The 14,913-nt window shown below is 65.3% G+C and carries 28 protein-coding genes; all 28 read left to right on the top strand.

From position 1 onward, the window contains the following. Nucleotides 1–378: 378 nt before the first annotated feature. Nucleotides 379–687: a 30S ribosomal protein S10 gene (gene rpsJ / locus AB0915_RS05640; RefSeq protein ID WP_003948644.1), complete on the top strand. Its 309-nt coding sequence runs from the start codon at nucleotides 379–381 to the stop codon at nucleotides 685–687. Between the two features lie 13 nt (nucleotides 688–700). Continuing rightward, entirely contained in the window at nucleotides 701–1,345 is a 645-nt protein-coding gene (rplC, locus tag AB0915_RS05635; protein WP_030914132.1) for a 50S ribosomal protein L3, read from the top strand. A gap of 4 nt (nucleotides 1,346–1,349) precedes the next feature. Next, nucleotides 1,350–2,000: a 50S ribosomal protein L4 gene (gene rplD, locus AB0915_RS05630; protein WP_366133247.1), complete on the top strand. Its 651-nt coding sequence runs from the start codon at nucleotides 1,350–1,352 to the stop codon at nucleotides 1,998–2,000. Continuing rightward, complete coding sequence (rplW, locus tag AB0915_RS05625) at nucleotides 2,000–2,323, top strand: 50S ribosomal protein L23 (RefSeq protein WP_037688005.1); 324 nt, start codon at nucleotides 2,000–2,002, stop codon at nucleotides 2,321–2,323. The genes rplD and rplW overlap by 1 nt, the downstream gene beginning before the upstream one ends. Nucleotides 2,324–2,362: 39 nt before the next feature. Further along, nucleotides 2,363–3,199 (top strand): 50S ribosomal protein L2, encoded by an 837-nt coding sequence (rplB, locus tag AB0915_RS05620; protein WP_266982598.1) that lies wholly within the window; start codon nucleotides 2,363–2,365, stop codon nucleotides 3,197–3,199. Nucleotides 3,200–3,211: 12 nt separating this feature from the next. Continuing rightward, complete coding sequence (rpsS, locus tag AB0915_RS05615; RefSeq protein ID WP_003966956.1) at nucleotides 3,212–3,493, top strand: 30S ribosomal protein S19; 282 nt, start codon at nucleotides 3,212–3,214, stop codon at nucleotides 3,491–3,493. Nucleotides 3,494–3,535: 42 nt separating this feature from the next. Continuing rightward, on the top strand, nucleotides 3,536–3,883 hold the full coding sequence (gene rplV, locus AB0915_RS05610; protein ID WP_004571827.1) for a 50S ribosomal protein L22: 348 nt from the start codon (nucleotides 3,536–3,538) through the stop codon (nucleotides 3,881–3,883). Further along, complete coding sequence (gene rpsC, locus AB0915_RS05605) at nucleotides 3,883–4,719, top strand: 30S ribosomal protein S3 (protein WP_037688007.1); 837 nt, start codon at nucleotides 3,883–3,885, stop codon at nucleotides 4,717–4,719. Before rplV ends, rpsC begins: the two co-directional genes overlap by 1 nt. A gap of 5 nt (nucleotides 4,720–4,724) precedes the next feature. After that, entirely contained in the window at nucleotides 4,725–5,144 is a 420-nt protein-coding gene (rplP, locus tag AB0915_RS05600) for a 50S ribosomal protein L16 (RefSeq protein ID WP_072485538.1), read from the top strand. Continuing rightward, on the top strand, nucleotides 5,144–5,368 hold the full coding sequence (rpmC, locus tag AB0915_RS05595; protein ID WP_014047786.1) for a 50S ribosomal protein L29: 225 nt from the start codon (nucleotides 5,144–5,146) through the stop codon (nucleotides 5,366–5,368). The genes rplP and rpmC overlap by 1 nt, the downstream gene beginning before the upstream one ends. Next, nucleotides 5,368–5,652 (top strand): 30S ribosomal protein S17, encoded by a 285-nt coding sequence (rpsQ, locus tag AB0915_RS05590; protein WP_030977953.1) that lies wholly within the window; start codon nucleotides 5,368–5,370, stop codon nucleotides 5,650–5,652. The genes rpmC and rpsQ overlap by 1 nt, the downstream gene beginning before the upstream one ends. 106 nt (nucleotides 5,653–5,758) lie before the next feature. After that, nucleotides 5,759–6,127 (top strand): 50S ribosomal protein L14, encoded by a 369-nt coding sequence (gene rplN, locus AB0915_RS05585; RefSeq protein WP_003966950.1) that lies wholly within the window; start codon nucleotides 5,759–5,761, stop codon nucleotides 6,125–6,127. 2 nt (nucleotides 6,128–6,129) lie between these two features. Further along, entirely contained in the window at nucleotides 6,130–6,453 is a 324-nt protein-coding gene (rplX, locus tag AB0915_RS05580; protein ID WP_351786066.1) for a 50S ribosomal protein L24, read from the top strand. Next, nucleotides 6,453–7,010: a 50S ribosomal protein L5 gene (rplE, locus tag AB0915_RS05575; RefSeq protein WP_037688009.1), complete on the top strand. Its 558-nt coding sequence runs from the start codon at nucleotides 6,453–6,455 to the stop codon at nucleotides 7,008–7,010. The genes rplX and rplE overlap by 1 nt, the downstream gene beginning before the upstream one ends. Before the next feature lie 2 nt (nucleotides 7,011–7,012). Next, nucleotides 7,013–7,198: a type Z 30S ribosomal protein S14 gene (locus tag AB0915_RS05570; protein WP_003948630.1), complete on the top strand. Its 186-nt coding sequence runs from the start codon at nucleotides 7,013–7,015 to the stop codon at nucleotides 7,196–7,198. A gap of 224 nt (nucleotides 7,199–7,422) precedes the next feature. After that, the gene (rpsH, locus tag AB0915_RS05565) at nucleotides 7,423–7,821 is read left to right on the top strand and encodes a 30S ribosomal protein S8 (protein ID WP_037688013.1); all 399 of its coding nucleotides are present in this window, start codon (nucleotides 7,423–7,425) and stop codon (nucleotides 7,819–7,821) included. Nucleotides 7,822–7,842: 21 nt separating this feature from the next. Beyond that, nucleotides 7,843–8,382, top strand: a complete 540-nt coding sequence (gene rplF, locus AB0915_RS05560; RefSeq protein WP_366689848.1) for a 50S ribosomal protein L6 — start codon at nucleotides 7,843–7,845, stop codon at nucleotides 8,380–8,382. 2 nt (nucleotides 8,383–8,384) lie between these two features. Continuing rightward, nucleotides 8,385–8,768, top strand: a complete 384-nt coding sequence (gene rplR / locus AB0915_RS05555; RefSeq protein WP_030914149.1) for a 50S ribosomal protein L18 — start codon at nucleotides 8,385–8,387, stop codon at nucleotides 8,766–8,768. A 47-nt stretch (nucleotides 8,769–8,815) separates the two neighbouring features. Next, nucleotides 8,816–9,421 (top strand): 30S ribosomal protein S5, encoded by a 606-nt coding sequence (rpsE, locus tag AB0915_RS05550; RefSeq protein ID WP_030914151.1) that lies wholly within the window; start codon nucleotides 8,816–8,818, stop codon nucleotides 9,419–9,421. Beyond that, nucleotides 9,421–9,603 carry a 50S ribosomal protein L30 gene (gene rpmD, locus AB0915_RS05545; RefSeq protein WP_030914154.1) on the top strand — a complete coding sequence of 61 codons (183 nt, stop codon included), beginning with the start codon at nucleotides 9,421–9,423 and terminating at the stop codon, nucleotides 9,601–9,603. Before rpsE ends, rpmD begins: the two co-directional genes overlap by 1 nt. A gap of 1 nt (nucleotide 9,604) precedes the next feature. Then, entirely contained in the window at nucleotides 9,605–10,060 is a 456-nt protein-coding gene (rplO, locus tag AB0915_RS05540) for a 50S ribosomal protein L15 (RefSeq protein WP_037688017.1), read from the top strand. A gap of 223 nt (nucleotides 10,061–10,283) precedes the next feature. Beyond that, on the top strand, nucleotides 10,284–11,603 hold the full coding sequence (secY, locus tag AB0915_RS05535) for a preprotein translocase subunit SecY (protein WP_358856905.1): 1,320 nt from the start codon (nucleotides 10,284–10,286) through the stop codon (nucleotides 11,601–11,603). Then, complete coding sequence (locus tag AB0915_RS05530) at nucleotides 11,603–12,262, top strand: adenylate kinase (protein ID WP_366689847.1); 660 nt, start codon at nucleotides 11,603–11,605, stop codon at nucleotides 12,260–12,262. The genes secY and AB0915_RS05530 overlap by 1 nt, the downstream gene beginning before the upstream one ends. A gap of 123 nt (nucleotides 12,263–12,385) precedes the next feature. After that, nucleotides 12,386–13,222 carry a type I methionyl aminopeptidase gene (map, locus tag AB0915_RS05525; RefSeq protein WP_358856907.1) on the top strand — a complete coding sequence of 279 codons (837 nt, stop codon included), beginning with the start codon at nucleotides 12,386–12,388 and terminating at the stop codon, nucleotides 13,220–13,222. A 179-nt stretch (nucleotides 13,223–13,401) separates the two neighbouring features. Further along, a complete protein-coding gene (infA, locus tag AB0915_RS05520; RefSeq protein WP_003956442.1) occupies nucleotides 13,402–13,623 on the top strand; it encodes a translation initiation factor IF-1 in 222 nt (73 codons plus the stop codon). Between the two features lie 60 nt (nucleotides 13,624–13,683). After that, complete coding sequence (gene rpmJ / locus AB0915_RS05515; RefSeq protein ID WP_003956441.1) at nucleotides 13,684–13,797, top strand: 50S ribosomal protein L36; 114 nt, start codon at nucleotides 13,684–13,686, stop codon at nucleotides 13,795–13,797. Between the two features lie 198 nt (nucleotides 13,798–13,995). Further along, entirely contained in the window at nucleotides 13,996–14,376 is a 381-nt protein-coding gene (rpsM, locus tag AB0915_RS05510) for a 30S ribosomal protein S13 (RefSeq protein ID WP_018519286.1), read from the top strand. A 105-nt stretch (nucleotides 14,377–14,481) separates the two neighbouring features. Further along, on the top strand, nucleotides 14,482–14,886 hold the full coding sequence (gene rpsK / locus AB0915_RS05505; RefSeq protein WP_003956432.1) for a 30S ribosomal protein S11: 405 nt from the start codon (nucleotides 14,482–14,484) through the stop codon (nucleotides 14,884–14,886). Nucleotides 14,887–14,913 lie beyond the last annotated feature (27 nt).

Here is a 14,913-nt window from a genome sequence, read left to right as displayed (position 1 = left end):
CTCTTCGGCCGGATTGGCCAGGCTCCCGCCACGTATGGCACACTGACCAGGTTGCTCGGTTGAGTGTCAATGCTGCGCGCCTCCCGCCGGGAGGACCGGAAGCGAGTCCCACAGTACTCGTCGGCCCATGTGGGCCGGACGTACGGGAATCTTTCGGGAAGCGTAAGTGGGGCGCCGACCAGGCACCCGGTGGGTGTTCCACCCCCGACGCTCTTGATTGAGCACAGCGCGGTCCACGGCCCGCACCCCCTTGGTTGGGAAATCCTTCGGGAGATCTGCGTAGAGGGGATGCGACACGCCCGACCGCGTGGGTCGGAGGAGGAGTTTCGAGAACCCCCGGGTTCCAGAGCGTTACGAGAGACAGGACTACTAGTAGCCATGGCGGGACAGAAGATCCGCATCCGGCTCAAGGCCTACGACCACGAGGTCATCGACTCCTCGGCGAAGAAGATCGTCGAGACGGTGACCCGCACTGGTGCGTCGGTCGCAGGCCCGGTGCCGCTGCCCACTGAGAAGAACGTGTACTGCGTCATCAAGTCGCCGCACAAGTACAAGGACTCGCGCGAGCACTTCGAGATGCGCACGCACAAGCGCCTCATCGACATCCTCGACCCCACGCCGAAGACGGTTGACTCGCTGATGCGTCTCGACCTGCCGGCCGGCGTCGACATCGAGATCAAGCTCTGAGGTGACGCGCGAGATGGCTAAGAACATTAAGGGCGTCCTGGGCGAGAAGCTCGGCATGACCCAGGTCTGGGACGAGAACAACCGGGTCGTCCCGGTGACCGTCGTCAAGGCCGGGCCCTGCGTCGTCACCCAGGTCCGCACCAACGACAGCGACGGTTACGAGTCGGTCCAGATCGCCTTCGGCGAGATCGACCCGCGCAAGGTGAACAAGCCCCTCAAGGGCCACTTCGCCAAGGCCGACGTGACCCCGCGCCGCCACCTGGTGGAGCTCCGCACCCCTGACGCCAGCGAGTACACGCTGGGCCAGGAGGTCACTGCCGCAGTGTTCGAGTCCGGCGTCAAGGTTGACGTCACGGGCAAGAGCAAGGGCAAGGGCTTTGCCGGTGTGATGAAGCGTCACAACTTCAAGGGTGGCAAGGCGTCCCACGGTGCCCACCGTGTGCACCGTATGCCCGGCTCCATCGGTGGCTGCGCCACCCCCGGCCGTGTCTTCAAGGGCATGCGCATGGCGGGTCGCATGGGCAACGAGCGTGTCACCACCCAGAACCTGACCATCCACGCGGTTGACGCGGAGAAGGGTCTGCTCCTCATCAAGGGCGCAGTCCCCGGTCCGAACGGCGGCCTCGTCCTGGTCCGTACCGCGGCCAAGGGGGCTTGAGGTAATGAGCACCATTGACATCCTTTCGCCGGCAGGCGTCAAGGCCGGTACCGTCGAGCTCCCCGCGGAGATCTTCGACGCGAAGACCAGCGTTCCGCTGATCCACCAGGTCGTTGTCGCTCAGCTGGCTGCTGCCCGTCAGGGCACGCACAAGACCAAGCGCCGCGGCGAAGTCCGTGGTGGTGGCCGCAAGCCGTACCGCCAGAAGGGCACCGGCCGCGCCCGCCAGGGTTCGACCCGCGCACCGCAGTTCGTCGGCGGCGGCGTCGTCCACGGCCCGCAGCCGCGTGACTACTCGCAGCGCACCCCGAAGAAGATGAAGGCCGCCGCCCTGCGCGGTGCCCTCTCCGACCGGGCACGCCACTCCCGTATCCACGTCGTCACCGGCGTGGTCGACGGTGCAGTCTCCACGAAGGCCGCGAAGACGCTGCTCGGCAAGATCTCGGAGCGCAAGAACCTGCTCCTGGTCGTCGACCGCGCCGACGAGGCCGCGTGGCTTTCCGCCCGCAACCTGCCCCAGGTGCACATCCTGGAGCCGGGCCAGCTCAACACGTACGACGTGATCGTCTCCGACGACGTGGTCTTCACCCAGGCCGCTTTCGAGTCCTTCGTGTCTGGCCCCAAGGCCGATGAGACCGAAGGGAGCGACGCCTGATGAGCGAGGCGACCGTAACCAGCAAGACCTTCACGGACCCGCGCGACGTTCTCGTCAAGCCGGTCGTTTCCGAGAAGAGCTACGCGCTGCTCGACGAGAACAAGTACACGTTCATCGTCGCGCCCGGCTCCAACAAGACCCAGATCAAGCAGGCCGTGGAAGCGGTCTTCTCGGTCAAGGTCACCGGGGTCAACACGATCAACCGGCAGGGTAAGCGCAAGCGCACCAAGACCGGTTTCGGCAAGCGCGCTGACACCAAGCGCGCCATCGTGACCCTCGCCGAGGGCGACCGTATCGACATCTTCGGCGGCCCGACCTCCTGACGGAGGTCGAGTCGTCCGGAATCGGACGAGGACTGAGAAATGGGTATCCGCAAGTACAAGCCGACGACCCCGGGCCGTCGTGGCTCCAGCGTCGCCGACTTTGTCGAGATCACGCGGTCCACGCCGGAGAAGTCGCTGGTCCGCCCCCTGCACAGCAAGGGCGGCCGTAACAACGCCGGTCGTGTGACCGTTCGCCACCAGGGCGGTGGCCACAAGCGCGCCTACCGAGTGATCGACTTCCGTCGTCACGACAAGGACGGCGTGCCGGCCAAGGTCGCGCACATCGAGTACGACCCCAACCGCACCGCGCGCATCGCGCTCCTGCACTACGCGGACGGCGAGAAGCGCTACATCATCGCCCCGCGTGGACTGACGCAGGGCGACCGGGTCGAGAACGGCCCGACGGCCGACATCAAGCCCGGTAACAACCTGGCGCTGCGCAACATCCCGGTCGGTACGACCATCCACGCCATCGAGCTGCGGCCCGGCGGCGGCGCGAAGTTCGCCCGTTCCGCGGGTGCCTCCGTGCAGCTGCTGGCGAAGGAGGGCACCATGGCCCACCTTCGTATGCCGTCGGGTGAGATCCGCCTGGTCGACGCCCGCTGCCGCGCCACGATCGGCGAGGTCGGCAACGCCGAGCAGTCGAACATCAACTGGGGCAAGGCCGGCCGTATGCGCTGGAAGGGCGTTCGCCCGACCGTCCGCGGTGTCGCGATGAACCCGGTTGACCACCCGCACGGTGGTGGTGAGGGCAAGACCTCCGGTGGTCGCCACCCGGTCTCGCCGTGGGGTCAGAAGGAGGGTCGTACTCGCTCGCCGAAGAAGGCATCGAGCAAGTACATCGTCCGCCGCCGCAAGACGAACAAGAAGCGCTAGGAGCGGGTTTAGATGCCGCGCAGTCTCAAGAAGGGGCCCTTCGTCGACGGCCACCTCATCAAGAAGGTGGACGTACAGAACGAGGCAGGCACCAAGAACGTCATCAAGACCTGGTCCCGTCGCTCGATGATCGTCCCGGCCATGCTGGGTCACACCATCGCGGTGCACAACGGCAAGATCCACGTCCCGGTGTTCGTCACCGAGTCGATGGTCGGCCACAAGCTCGGCGAGTTCTCGCCGACTCGCACCTTCCGCGGCCACGTCAAGGACGACCGGAAGTCGAAGCGCCGCTAACCGCGGAGTGGAACGACTATGACTTACACCGAAGGGACAACCATGGAAGCCAGGGCCCAGGCGCGGTACATCCGCGTCACGCCCATGAAGGCCCGCCGCGTGGTGGACCTCATCCGTGGCATGGATGCCACGGAGGCTCAGGCGGTCCTGCGTTTCGCCCCGCAGGCCGCGAGCGTGCCGGTTGGCAAGGTGCTGGACAGCGCCATTGCCAACGCTGCACACAACTACGACCACACCGACGCCTCTTCGCTGGTCATCAGCGAGGCGTACGTGGACGAGGGCCCGACCCTGAAGCGGTTCCGTCCGCGTGCTCAGGGCCGTGCCTACCGGATCCGTAAGCGGACCAGCCACATCACCGTGGTCGTCAGCAGCAAGGAAGGAACCCGGTAATGGGCCAGAAGGTAAACCCGCACGGGTTCCGACTCGGCATTACCACGGACTTCAAGTCCCGTTGGTACGCCGACAAGCTGTACAAGGACTACGTCAAGGAAGACGTCGCCATTCGTCGCATGATGACGAAGGGCATGGAGCGGGCCGGCATCTCGAAGGTTGAGATCGAGCGCACCCGCGACCGCGTCCGCGTTGACATCCACACCGCCCGCCCGGGCATCGTCATCGGTCGCCGTGGCGCCGAGGCCGACCGCATCCGTGGCGAGCTGGAGAAGCTGACCGGCAAGCAGGTCCAGCTGAACATCCTCGAGGTCAAGAACCCCGAGGTGGACGCTCAGCTGGTGGCCCAGGCCGTCGCCGAGCAGCTCTCCTCCCGCGTCTCCTTCCGTCGTGCGATGCGCAAGAGCATGCAGAGCTCGATGAAGGCCGGCGCCAAGGGCATCAAGATCCAGTGCGGTGGCCGCCTCGGCGGCGCCGAGATGTCCCGCTCGGAGTTCTACCGCGAGGGCCGCGTGCCCCTGCACACGCTCCGCGCGAACGTCGACTACGGCTTCTTCGAGGCCAAGACGACCTTCGGCCGCATCGGTGTGAAGGTCTGGATCTACAAGGGCGACGTCAAGAACATCGCCGAGGTCCGCGCCGAGAACGCTGCTGCCCGCGCAGGCAACCGCCCGGCCCGTGGCGGCGCTGACCGCCCGGCCGGCCGCGGTGGCCGCGGTGGCGAGCGTGGCGGTCGCGGTCGCAAGCCGCAGCAGTCCGCGCCGGCAGCCGAGGCCCCCAAGGCCGACGCTCCCGCCGCCGCTGCTCCGGCTGAGAGCACCGGAACGGAGGCCTGACCGAAATGCTGATCCCCCGTAGGGTCAAGCACCGCAAGCAGCACCACCCGAAGCGCAGCGGTATGTCCAAGGGTGGCACGCAGGTTGCGTTCGGCGAGTACGGCATCCAGGCGCTGACCCCGGCGTACGTGACGAACCGCCAGATCGAGGCAGCTCGTATCGCGATGACCCGCCACATCAAGCGTGGCGGCAAGGTCTGGATCAACATCTACCCGGACCGTCCCCTGACGAAGAAGCCCGCCGAGACCCGCATGGGTTCCGGTAAGGGTTCTCCCGAGTGGTGGATCGCGAACGTCAAGCCGGGTCGGGTGATGTTCGAGCTGTCCTACCCGAACGAGAAGATTGCTCGTGAGGCGCTTACCCGCGCTGCTCACAAGCTTCCGATGAAGTGCCGCATCGTTCGGCGCGAGGCAGGTGAGGCGTGATGTCGGCCGGAACCAAGGCGTCCGAGCTGCGCGAGCTGGGCAACGAGGAGCTGCTCAACAAGCTCCGCGAGGCCAAGGAAGAGCTGTTCAACCTCCGCTTCCAGGCGGCGACCGGACAGCTCGAGAACCACGGTCGGCTCAAGTCCGTCCGTAAGGACATCGCCCGGATCTACACCCTGATGCGCGAGCGCGAGCTGGGCATCGAGACGGTGGAGAGCGTCTGATGAGCGAGAAGACTGTGACTGAGACGAACACCGACCGCGGTTTCCGCAAGACCCGTGAGGGTCTCGTCGTCAGCGACAAGATGGACAAGACTGTCGTCGTCGCTGTCGAGGACCGCGTCAAGCACGCCCTGTACGGCAAGGTCATCCGCCGTACGAACAAGCTGAAGGCTCACGACGAGCAGAACGCTGCGGGCGTCGGCGACCGTGTCCTCCTCATGGAGACCCGGCCGCTGTCTGCGACGAAGCGCTGGCGCGTCGTCGAGATCCTCGAGAAGGCCAAGTAATTCCTGAGGGGCATTCCCCTCAGGCAAGTTCCGCCAGGCTCGGTGGGGTTCGACCCGTTCAGGGTTCGAACCCCGCCGGGAACCGGCAGACGATCAGGAGATAGACGTGATCCAGCAGGAGTCGCGACTTCGCGTCGCCGACAACACGGGTGCGAAGGAAATCCTCACCATCCGTGTTCTCGGTGGTTCGGGTCGCCGCTACGCGGGCATCGGTGACGTCATCGTCGCCACCGTCAAGGACGCGATCCCCGGTGGCAACGTGAAGAAGGGTGACGTCGTCAAGGCCGTCATCGTTCGCACCGTCAAGGAGCGTCGTCGTCAGGATGGCTCGTACATCCGCTTCGACGAGAACGCCGCCGTCATTCTGAAGAACGACGGCGACCCCCGCGGCACCCGTATCTTCGGCCCGGTGGGCCGTGAGCTGCGCGAGAAGAAGTTCATGAAGATCATCTCGCTCGCGCCGGAGGTGCTGTAAGCATGAAGATCAAGAAGGGCGACCTGGTTCAGGTCATCACCGGTAAGGACAAGGGCAAGCAGGGCAAGGTCGTCGTGGCCTACCCCGCTCAGGACCGCGTCCTCGTCGAGGGTGTCAACCGGGTCAAGAAGCACACCAAGGCCGGTCAGACGGCTCGCGGTTCGCAGACCGGCGGCATCGTCACCACCGAGGCCCCGATTCACGTCAGCAACGTTCAGCTGGTTGTGGAGAAGGACGGCAAGAAGGTCGTCACCCGCGTCGGCTACCGCTTTGACGACGAGGGCAACAAGATCCGCGTTGCCAAGCGGACCGGTGAGGACATCTGATGACTGCCACCACTGCGCCGCGTCTCAAGACGCGCTACCGCGAGGAAATCGCCGGCAAGCTGCGTGAGGAGTTCTCGTACGAGAACGTCATGCAGATCCCCGGCCTGGTCAAGATCGTGGTCAACATGGGTGTGGGCGACGCCGCCCGCGACTCCAAGCTGATCGATGGCGCCGTGCGCGACCTCACCACGATCACCGGCCAGAAGCCGGCCGTCACCAAGGCCCGCAAGTCCATCGCGCAGTTCAAGCTGCGCGAGGGTCAGCCGATCGGCTGCCACGTCACCCTCCGCGGTGACCGGATGTGGGAGTTCCTGGACCGTACGCTGTCGCTCGCGCTGCCGCGTATCCGTGACTTCCGTGGCCTGTCGCCGAAGCAGTTCGACGGCCGTGGCAACTACACCTTCGGTCTCACGGAGCAGGTCATGTTCCACGAGATCGACCAGGACAAGATCGACCGGGTCCGGGGCATGGACATCACCGTGGTCACCACGGCGACCAATGACGACGAGGGTCGTGCCCTCCTTCGTCACCTCGGCTTCCCGTTCAAGGAGAACTGACCGTGGCGAAGAAGGCTCTGATCGCTAAGGCCGCCCGTAAGCCGAAGTTCGGCGTCCGCGGGTACACCCGCTGCCAGCGCTGCGGCCGGCCCCACTCCGTCTACCGCAAGTTCGGCCTGTGCCGCGTGTGCCTTCGTGAGATGGCTCACCGTGGCGAGCTGCCGGGCGTGACCAAGAGTTCCTGGTAAATCTCCTTCGCCCTTTGGGCGTTGGGACTACCCGGAAGCTCTCGGTAAGCATCTGGTCGGCAGGAGCCCGGCTCTTCATGCCGTAGGCTTGAAGGGTTGGGCGCCTGCCGCCCTGGACCGACTTACTACGCCGTAGGTCCCCGCACCGCACCCGTCCCGCCACTGAGTGGGGAGAGGGATGGCGCATACAGGAAACCCCGGCGAGAGAGGCCGAAGGCCAATTCATGACCATGACTGATCCCATCGCAGACATGCTCACGCGTCTGCGTAACGCGAACTCGGCGTACCACGACTCCGTCGTGATGCCGCACAGCAAGATCAAGTCGCACATCGCGGAGATCCTCCAGCAGGAGGGCTTCATCACCGGCTGGAAGGTCGAGGACGCCGAGGTCGGCAAGAACCTCGTCCTCGAGCTGAAGTTCGGCCCGAACCGCGAGCGCTCGATCGCCGGCATCAAGCGAATCTCGAAGCCGGGTCTGCGTGTATACGCAAAGTCCACCAACCTGCCGAAGGTTCTCGGCGGCCTGGGCGTGGCGATCATCTCCACGTCCCACGGTCTCCTGACCGGCCAGCAGGCCAGCAAGAAGGGCGTAGGTGGGGAAGTCCTCGCCTACGTCTGGTAGTCGGGAACGGAGGAATAGCTCATGTCGCGAATCGGCAAGCTCCCCATCCAGGTTCCCGCCGGTGTGGACGTCACCATCGATGGCCGTACGGTCGCGGTGAAGGGCCCCAAGGGCACCCTCACGCACACCGTTGCCGCGCCGATCGAGGTCACCAAGGGTGAGGACGGCGTCCTGAACGTCGTCCGCCCGAACGACGAGCGTCAGAACAAGGCCCTTCACGGCCTGTCCCGCACGCTGGTGGCGAACATGATCACCGGTGTGACCCAGGGATACATCAAGGCGCTCGAGATCAGTGGTGTCGGTTACCGCGTCCAGGCGAAGGGCTCCAACCTGGAGTTCGCCCTGGGCTACAGCCACCCGATCCTGATCGAGGCCCCGGAGGGCATCACCTTCAAGGTGGAGTCCCCCACGAAGTTCACCGTCGAGGGCATCGACAAGCAGAAGGTCGGCGAGACCGCGGCCAAGATCCGCAAGCTGCGGAAGCCTGACCCGTACAAGGCCAAGGGCGTCAAGTACGCCGGCGAGGTCATCCGCCGCAAGGTCGGAAAGGCTGGTAAGTAGCCATGGCATACGGCGTAAAGATCGCCAAGGGCGACGCCTACAAGCGTGCCGCCCTCAAGCGTCGCCACATCCGCGTCCGCAAGCACATCTCCGGTTCGCCGGAGCGTCCGCGCTTGGTCGTGACGCGTTCCAACCGCCACATGGTCGCTCAGGTCATCGACGACATCGCGGGCCACACGCTCGCGTCGGCGTCGACCCTGGACGTGTCCATCCGTGGCGGCGAGGGTGACAAGAGCGCCCAGGCCAAGCAGGTCGGCGCCCTGGTCGCTGAGCGTGCCAAGGCCGCAGGCGTCGAGGCCGTCGTGTTTGACCGCGGTGGTAACCAGTACGCCGGGCGGATTGCCGCTCTGGCTGACGCCGCCCGTGAAGCCGGGCTGAAGTTCTAAGCCCCGGTTCCTACGCACAGCGGACGTAACAGAGAGAGGTAAATCCAATGGCTGGACCCCAGCGCCGCGGAAGCGGTGCCGGTGGCGGCGAGCGGCGGGACCGGAAGGGCCGTGACGGCGGCGCAGCTGCCGCCGAGAAGACCGCGTACGTTGAGCGCGTTGTCGCGATCAACCGCGTCGCCAAGGTTGTGAAGGGTGGTCGTCGCTTCAGCTTCACCGCGCTGGTCGTGGTGGGCGATGGTGACGGCACTGTCGGTGTCGGTTACGGCAAGGCCAAGGAAGTTCCCGCGGCCATTGCCAAGGGCGTGGAAGAAGCCAAGAAGAACTTCTTCAAGGTTCCGCGTATCCAGGGCACCATTCCTCACCCGATCCAGGGCGAGAAGGCTGCGGGCGTCGTCCTGCTGAAGCCTGCTTCCCCCGGTACCGGTGTTATCGCCGGTGGCCCGGTGCGCGCCGTTCTGGAGTGCGCCGGCGTTCACGACATCCTGTCGAAGTCGCTCGGCTCCGACAACGCGATCAACATCGTGCACGCGACCGTGGCGGCCCTCAAGGGCCTGCAGCGTCCCGAGGAGATCGCGGCTCGCCGTGGTCTGCCGCTCGAGGACGTCGCCCCCGCGGCTCTGCTTCGTGCACGTGCGGGAGCGGGTGCGTAATGGCTCGCCTCAAGATCACGCAGACGAAGTCGTACATCGGCAGCAAGCAGAACCACCGCGACACCCTGCGTTCGCTCGGGCTCAAGCGCCTGAACGACGTGGTTGTCAAGGAGGACCGTCCCGAGTTCCGCGGCATGGCTCACACCGTCCGCCACCTCGTGACGGTTGAGGAGGTCGACTGACATGGCGGAGAACAACCCGCTGAAGGCCCACGACCTCCGGCCTGCCCCGGGCGCCAAGACCGCCAAGACCCGTGTGGGTCGTGGTGAGGCGTCCAAGGGTAAGACCGCTGGTCGTGGCACCAAGGGCACGAAGGCCCGCTACCAGGTTCCGGAGCGCTTCGAGGGTGGCCAGATGCCCCTCCACATGCGTCTCCCGAAGCTCAAGGGCTTCAAGAACCCGTTCCGCACCGAGTACCAGGTCGTGAACCTGGACAAGCTCGCGACGCTCTACCCCGAGGGTGGAGAGGTCACCGTGGCCGACCTGGTCGCCAAGGGAGCGGTGCGCAACAACCACCTCGTCAAGGTCCTCGGACAGGGCGAGATCTCCGTGGCACTGCAGGTTTCGGTTGACGCCGTCTCCGGCTCCGCCAAGGAGAAGATTGCCGCCGCCGGCGGCACCGTCACTGAGCTCGTCTGAGACAACTCGGACAACTCGATGGCTTGAACATCCGACCGGGGATGCCTCTTATTTGGGGCATCCCCGGTTGGTCGTTCCTAGGTGGGCATGGTCGCCGGTAAGGTGGCGTGCACTGTTGCTGTGGTAACCCCTGGGCGCATGTCCGGGAATCTTTGACTCTTTCGTATTTGTCGATCCTCAAGACCGTCACCTCTCGCTCTGCGCGGGGGTCGCAGGAGGCACCGTGCTCACCGCGTTCGCCCGGGCGTTCAAGACGCCCGACCTGCGCAAGAAGCTGCTCTTCACGCTCGGCATCATCGTGCTCTACCGGCTCGGGGCGCACATCCCGGTACCGGGAGTGAGCTACGAGAACGTCCAGACCTGTGTTGACCAGGCCAGCAAGGGCAACAACAGCCTCTTCGGCCTGGTGAACATGTTCAGCGGTGGTGCACTGCTGCAGATCACGATCTTCGCGCTCGGCATCATGCCGTACATCACGGCCAGCATCATTCTTCAGCTGCTGACCGTGGTCATTCCCCGACTCGAGGCGCTCAAGAAGGAGGGGCAGTCCGGCCAGGCCAAGATCACGCAGTACACGCGTTATCTGACCGTCGCGCTCGCCATCCTCCAGGGCACCGGCCTGGTGGCCACCGCCACCAGCGGCGCGCTGTTCAGCGGCTGCCCGGTCGCCGACCAGATCGTTCCGAACCACTCGATCTTCACGACCGTCGTCATGGTGATCACCATGACCGCGGGCACCGCTGCCGTCATGTGGCTCGGTGAGCTCATCACCGACCGCGGCATCGGCAACGGCATGTCGATCCTGATGTTCATCTCGATCGCTGCCAGCTTCCCCGGCTCCCTGTGGGCCATCAAGCAGAGCGGCAAGCTGGCGGACGGCTGGATCGAGTTCGGCACCGTCATCTTGGTCGGCTTCGTCATGGTGGCCCTCGTGGTCTTCGTCGAGCAGGCCCAGCGCCGTATCCCGGTGCAGTACGCGAAGCGCATGATCGGCCGCAGGTCGTACGGCGGTACGTCCACGTACATCCCGCTGAAGGTGAATCAGGCGGGTGTGATTCCCGTCATCTTCGCTTCTTCGCTGCTCTACATTCCGGCCCTGATCGTCCAGTTCTCCAACTCCACTGCGGGCTGGGCCACATGGATCAAGGACAACTTCGTCAAGGGCGACCACCCGTACTACATCACGGCGTACTTCCTGTTGATCGTGTTCTTCGCCTTCTTCTATGTGGCGATTTCGTTCAACCCCGAGGAAGTCGCCGACAACATGAAGAAGTATGGTGGGTTCATCCCGGGTATCCGGGCTGGTCGACCTACTGCCGAGTACCTGAGCTACGTGCTCAACAGGATCACTTGGCCGGGCTCGCTGTACCTGGGTCTGATCGCTCTCGTGCCGACGATGGCGTTGGCAGGCTTCGGTGGAGCCAACCAGAACTTCCCGTTCGGCGGGACGAGCATCCTCATCATCGTGGGTGTGGGTCTGGAGACCGTGAAGCAGATTGAGAGTCAGCTCCAGCAGCGCAATTACGAAGGGTTCCTCCGCTGATGCGAATCGTCCTCGTCGGGCCGCCCGGTGCCGGCAAGGGAACGCAGGCTGCGTACCTTGCCAAGAACCTGTCGATTCCGCACATCTCCACGGGCGATCTCTTCCGCGCCAACATCAGCCAGGGCACTGACCTTGGCAAGCGGGCCCGCGCCTACATGGACGCGGGGCAGCTGGTGCCGGACGAGGTCACCATTGCGATGGCCAAGGACCGCATGTCCCAGCCGGACGCCGTGAACGGCTTCCTGCTCGACGGCTTCCCGCGCAACGTGGGCCAGGCCGAGGCGCTCGACGAGATGCTCAAGAGCGAGGGCGTGACGCTGGACGCGGTTCTCGACCTGGAGGTCCCCGAGGACGAGGTCGTCAAGCGCATCGCGGGCCGGCGTATCTGCCGCAACGACAGTGCGCACGTCTTCCACGTGACGTACAACCCGCCGAAGACCGAGGGTGTCTGCGACGCCTGCGACGGCGAGCTGTACCAGCGCGACGACGACACGGAGGACACGGTCCGGACCCGGCTCGAGGTCTACCACACCCAGACCGAGCCGATCATCGACTACTACCGGGCCCAGGGCCTGGTGGTGACGATCTCGGCGCTCGGCAAGGTCGAGGACGTGACCAAGCGGTCGATGGAAGCCCTCAAGAAGGTCCGCGAGGACTGAGGAACACGCGCAACACCTGTACAGACGGCCGCGGCGTCCTTGGGCGCCGCGGCCGACTGTTTGCGCCGTATCGTGGAGTACGCCGCACACCCGTTCCCGTTCGATGCAGAGAGGCGCCGCGCAATGGTGCAGATCAAGACCCCCGAGCAGATCGCGAAGATGCGTGAGGCGGGGCTGGTGGTCGCTGCCATTCACGCCGCCACCCGCGAGGCGGCGGTGCCCGGCGCCACCACTCACGACCTGGACCAGGTCGCACGCAAGGTGATCGCCGACCACGGTGCGAAGTCGAACTTCCTCGGGTACGGCGGGTTCCCCGCGACCATCTGCGCCTCGGTCAACGAGGTCGTCGTGCACGGCATCCCGGACGAGAAGACCGTCCTCAAGGACGGCGACATCATCTCCATCGACGCCGGCGCGATCGTGGACGGCTGGCACGGCGACGCGGCGTACACGGCGTTCGTCGGCACCGGTCACGCTCCGGAGCTCATCGAGCTGTCCCGGGTGACCGAGGAGTCCATGTGGGCCGGGATCGCGGCGATGAAGGTGAACAACCGCCTCGTCGACATCTCGAAGGCGATCGAGTCCTACATCCGCCGCCAGCCGCGTCCGGCCACCGGCAAGTACGGGATCATCGAGGACTACGGCGGCCACGGCATCGGTACCGAGATGCACATGGACCCGCACCTGCTGAACTACGTCGCGCGCAAGCGCGGCAAGGGCATCAAGCTGGTTCCCGGCGTCTGCCTGGCCATCGAGCCGATGGTCTCGCTCGGTACGCCGCGGACCGAGGTGCTCGAGGACAACTGGACGGTCATCACGACCGACGGCACCTGGTCCTCGCACTGGGAGCACTCGATCGCCTTGACCGAGCAGGGCCCACTGGTCCTGACGGCCCCCGACTGCGGCCGCGCGAAACTGGCGGAGTACGGGATCCAGGCCGCGCCGGACCCGCTGGGCTGAGGGCCCCACCCGCTGAGAACGCGCCCCCGGTCGGTCTAAGGATCTCCTCCGGTGGGCAAACTTGACGGATTCGTCTTTTGGGGTCCGCTGACGTAGACTGACTCGTCGGCTCTTGTGCATCCGTGTGTCCGCATGCGGAGCAGAGAGTCGATCAAGGTAGCCGATTCGAAAGGCGAAGCGTGGCCAAGAAGCAAGGTGCCATCGAAATTGAGGGCACCGTGATCGAGTCCCTCCCGAACGCCATGTTCAAGGTGGAACTCCAGAACGGTCACAAGGTCCTCGCGCACATCAGCGGCAAGATGCGGATGCACTACATCCGTATCCTTCCGGATGACCGGGTCGTGGTGGAGCTCTCTCCGTACGACCTGACGCGTGGCCGGATCGTCTACCGATACAAGTAGATCTTGCCCGCGCCCTGCTGCGGCGGGGTGGTGGCACTGACCCGGAGAACCTGACATCCCATGAAGGTCAAGCCGAGCGTCAAGAAGATCTGCGACAAGTGCAAGGTGATCCGCCGTCACGGTCGGGTCATGGTCATCTGCGACAACCTGCGCCACAAGCAGCGCCAGGGCTGACGCACGACCCCCTGCATCTCGCAGCACTTCGCGCGACGCACGTAATACGTACATACGCAGTGCCCGTCCAAGCTTCGGCTGACGACACCTCCGGCGGGGGCCGGGGACCCGGACGTACCATCGCTTCCCTTTCGGGAGCGGTCGGCGGCCGGGAGTGGTATTGCGGAAGACCCCCGACATAACAACTGGAGCCATTCAATGGCACGCGTTTCAGGTGTTGACATCCCGCGCGAAAAGCGCGTGGAGGTTGCCCTCACCTACGTCTTCGGTATCGGGCGCACCCGGTCCAAGGAGATCCTCGCCACCACGGGTGTGAACCCGAACACGCGCGTTCGCGACCTGGCCGAAGAGGACCTGGTCAAGATCCGCGAGTACGTGGACGCCAACCTCCGCACCGAGGGTGACCTCCGTCGCGAGATTCAGGCCGACATCCGCCGCAAGGTCGAGATCGGCTGCTACCAGGGTCTGCGTCACCGCCGCGGCCTGCCGGTCCACGGCCAGCGCACCAGCACGAACGCTCGTACCCGCAAGGGTCCGCGTCGCGCGATCGCCGGTAAGAAGAAGCCGGGCAAGAAGTAGTCCTCAGCGGACGCACTGCGGCAGTCCGGATCCCCGGGCCGTCGCAGCATCCAGCGGTCTTCGCTGTAGGACCGATCACCTCCCCTCTCCATCTGGAGTAAAGACATGCCCCCCAAGGGACGTCAGGGCGCAGCCAAGAAGGTGCGTCGCAAGGAAAAGAAGAACGTTGCTCACGGCCACGCGCACATCAAGAGCACGTTCAACAACACGATCGTTTCGATCACGGACCCCTCGGGCAACGTGATCTCCTGGGCCTCTGCCGGCCACGTCGGCTTCAAGGGCTCGCGCAAGTCCACCCCCTTCGCCGCGCAGATGGCCGCCGAGTCGGCCGCCCGCCGCGCGCAGGAGCACGGCATGCGCAAGGTTGACGTTTTCGTCAAGGGTCCCGGCTCCGGCCGCGAGACCGCGATCCGCTCCCTCCAGGCCACTGGCCTCGAGGTCGGTTCGATCCAGGACGTCACCCCCACTCCGCACAACGGATGCCGGCCGCCCAAGCGCCGTCGCGTCTGACGCACTGAAGCAACGGAGACAACTGGA

The sequence above is a fragment of the Streptomyces sp. NPDC048411 genome (assembly GCF_040704695.1).
GTDB lineage: Bacteria > Actinomycetota > Actinomycetes > Streptomycetales > Streptomycetaceae > Streptomyces.
This window is presented reverse-complemented; position numbering and strand designations above follow the sequence as displayed.

Coding starts and splice junctions, on each gene's coding strand:
- rplF (WP_366689848.1), top strand. CDS start 7,843: ATGTCGCGAATCGGCAAGCTCCCCATCCAGGTTCCCGCCGGTGTGGAC.
- rpmJ (WP_003956441.1), top strand. CDS start 13,684: ATGAAGGTCAAGCCGAGCGTCAAGAAGATCTGCGACAAGTGCAAGGTG.
- rplO (WP_037688017.1), top strand. CDS start 9,605: ATGGCGGAGAACAACCCGCTGAAGGCCCACGACCTCCGGCCTGCCCCG.
- rpsJ (WP_003948644.1), top strand. CDS start 379: ATGGCGGGACAGAAGATCCGCATCCGGCTCAAGGCCTACGACCACGAG.
- rpsK (WP_003956432.1), top strand. CDS start 14,482: ATGCCCCCCAAGGGACGTCAGGGCGCAGCCAAGAAGGTGCGTCGCAAG.
- rplE (WP_037688009.1), top strand. CDS start 6,453: ATGACTGCCACCACTGCGCCGCGTCTCAAGACGCGCTACCGCGAGGAA.
- rplP (WP_072485538.1), top strand. CDS start 4,725: ATGCTGATCCCCCGTAGGGTCAAGCACCGCAAGCAGCACCACCCGAAG.
- rpsH (WP_037688013.1), top strand. CDS start 7,423: ATGACCATGACTGATCCCATCGCAGACATGCTCACGCGTCTGCGTAAC.
- rplC (WP_030914132.1), top strand. CDS start 701: ATGGCTAAGAACATTAAGGGCGTCCTGGGCGAGAAGCTCGGCATGACC.
- rpsS (WP_003966956.1), top strand. CDS start 3,212: ATGCCGCGCAGTCTCAAGAAGGGGCCCTTCGTCGACGGCCACCTCATC.
- AB0915_RS05530 (WP_366689847.1), top strand. CDS start 11,603: ATGCGAATCGTCCTCGTCGGGCCGCCCGGTGCCGGCAAGGGAACGCAG.
- rplV (WP_004571827.1), top strand. CDS start 3,536: ATGGAAGCCAGGGCCCAGGCGCGGTACATCCGCGTCACGCCCATGAAG.
- rplD (WP_366133247.1), top strand. CDS start 1,350: ATGAGCACCATTGACATCCTTTCGCCGGCAGGCGTCAAGGCCGGTACC.
- rpsE (WP_030914151.1), top strand. CDS start 8,816: ATGGCTGGACCCCAGCGCCGCGGAAGCGGTGCCGGTGGCGGCGAGCGG.
- rpsQ (WP_030977953.1), top strand. CDS start 5,368: ATGAGCGAGAAGACTGTGACTGAGACGAACACCGACCGCGGTTTCCGC.
- rplX (WP_351786066.1), top strand. CDS start 6,130: ATGAAGATCAAGAAGGGCGACCTGGTTCAGGTCATCACCGGTAAGGAC.
- rpsC (WP_037688007.1), top strand. CDS start 3,883: ATGGGCCAGAAGGTAAACCCGCACGGGTTCCGACTCGGCATTACCACG.
- rpsM (WP_018519286.1), top strand. CDS start 13,996: ATGGCACGCGTTTCAGGTGTTGACATCCCGCGCGAAAAGCGCGTGGAG.
- rpmD (WP_030914154.1), top strand. CDS start 9,421: ATGGCTCGCCTCAAGATCACGCAGACGAAGTCGTACATCGGCAGCAAG.
- rpmC (WP_014047786.1), top strand. CDS start 5,144: ATGTCGGCCGGAACCAAGGCGTCCGAGCTGCGCGAGCTGGGCAACGAG.
- rplW (WP_037688005.1), top strand. CDS start 2,000: ATGAGCGAGGCGACCGTAACCAGCAAGACCTTCACGGACCCGCGCGAC.
- rplB (WP_266982598.1), top strand. CDS start 2,363: ATGGGTATCCGCAAGTACAAGCCGACGACCCCGGGCCGTCGTGGCTCC.
- map (WP_358856907.1), top strand. CDS start 12,386: ATGGTGCAGATCAAGACCCCCGAGCAGATCGCGAAGATGCGTGAGGCG.
- rplR (WP_030914149.1), top strand. CDS start 8,385: ATGGCATACGGCGTAAAGATCGCCAAGGGCGACGCCTACAAGCGTGCC.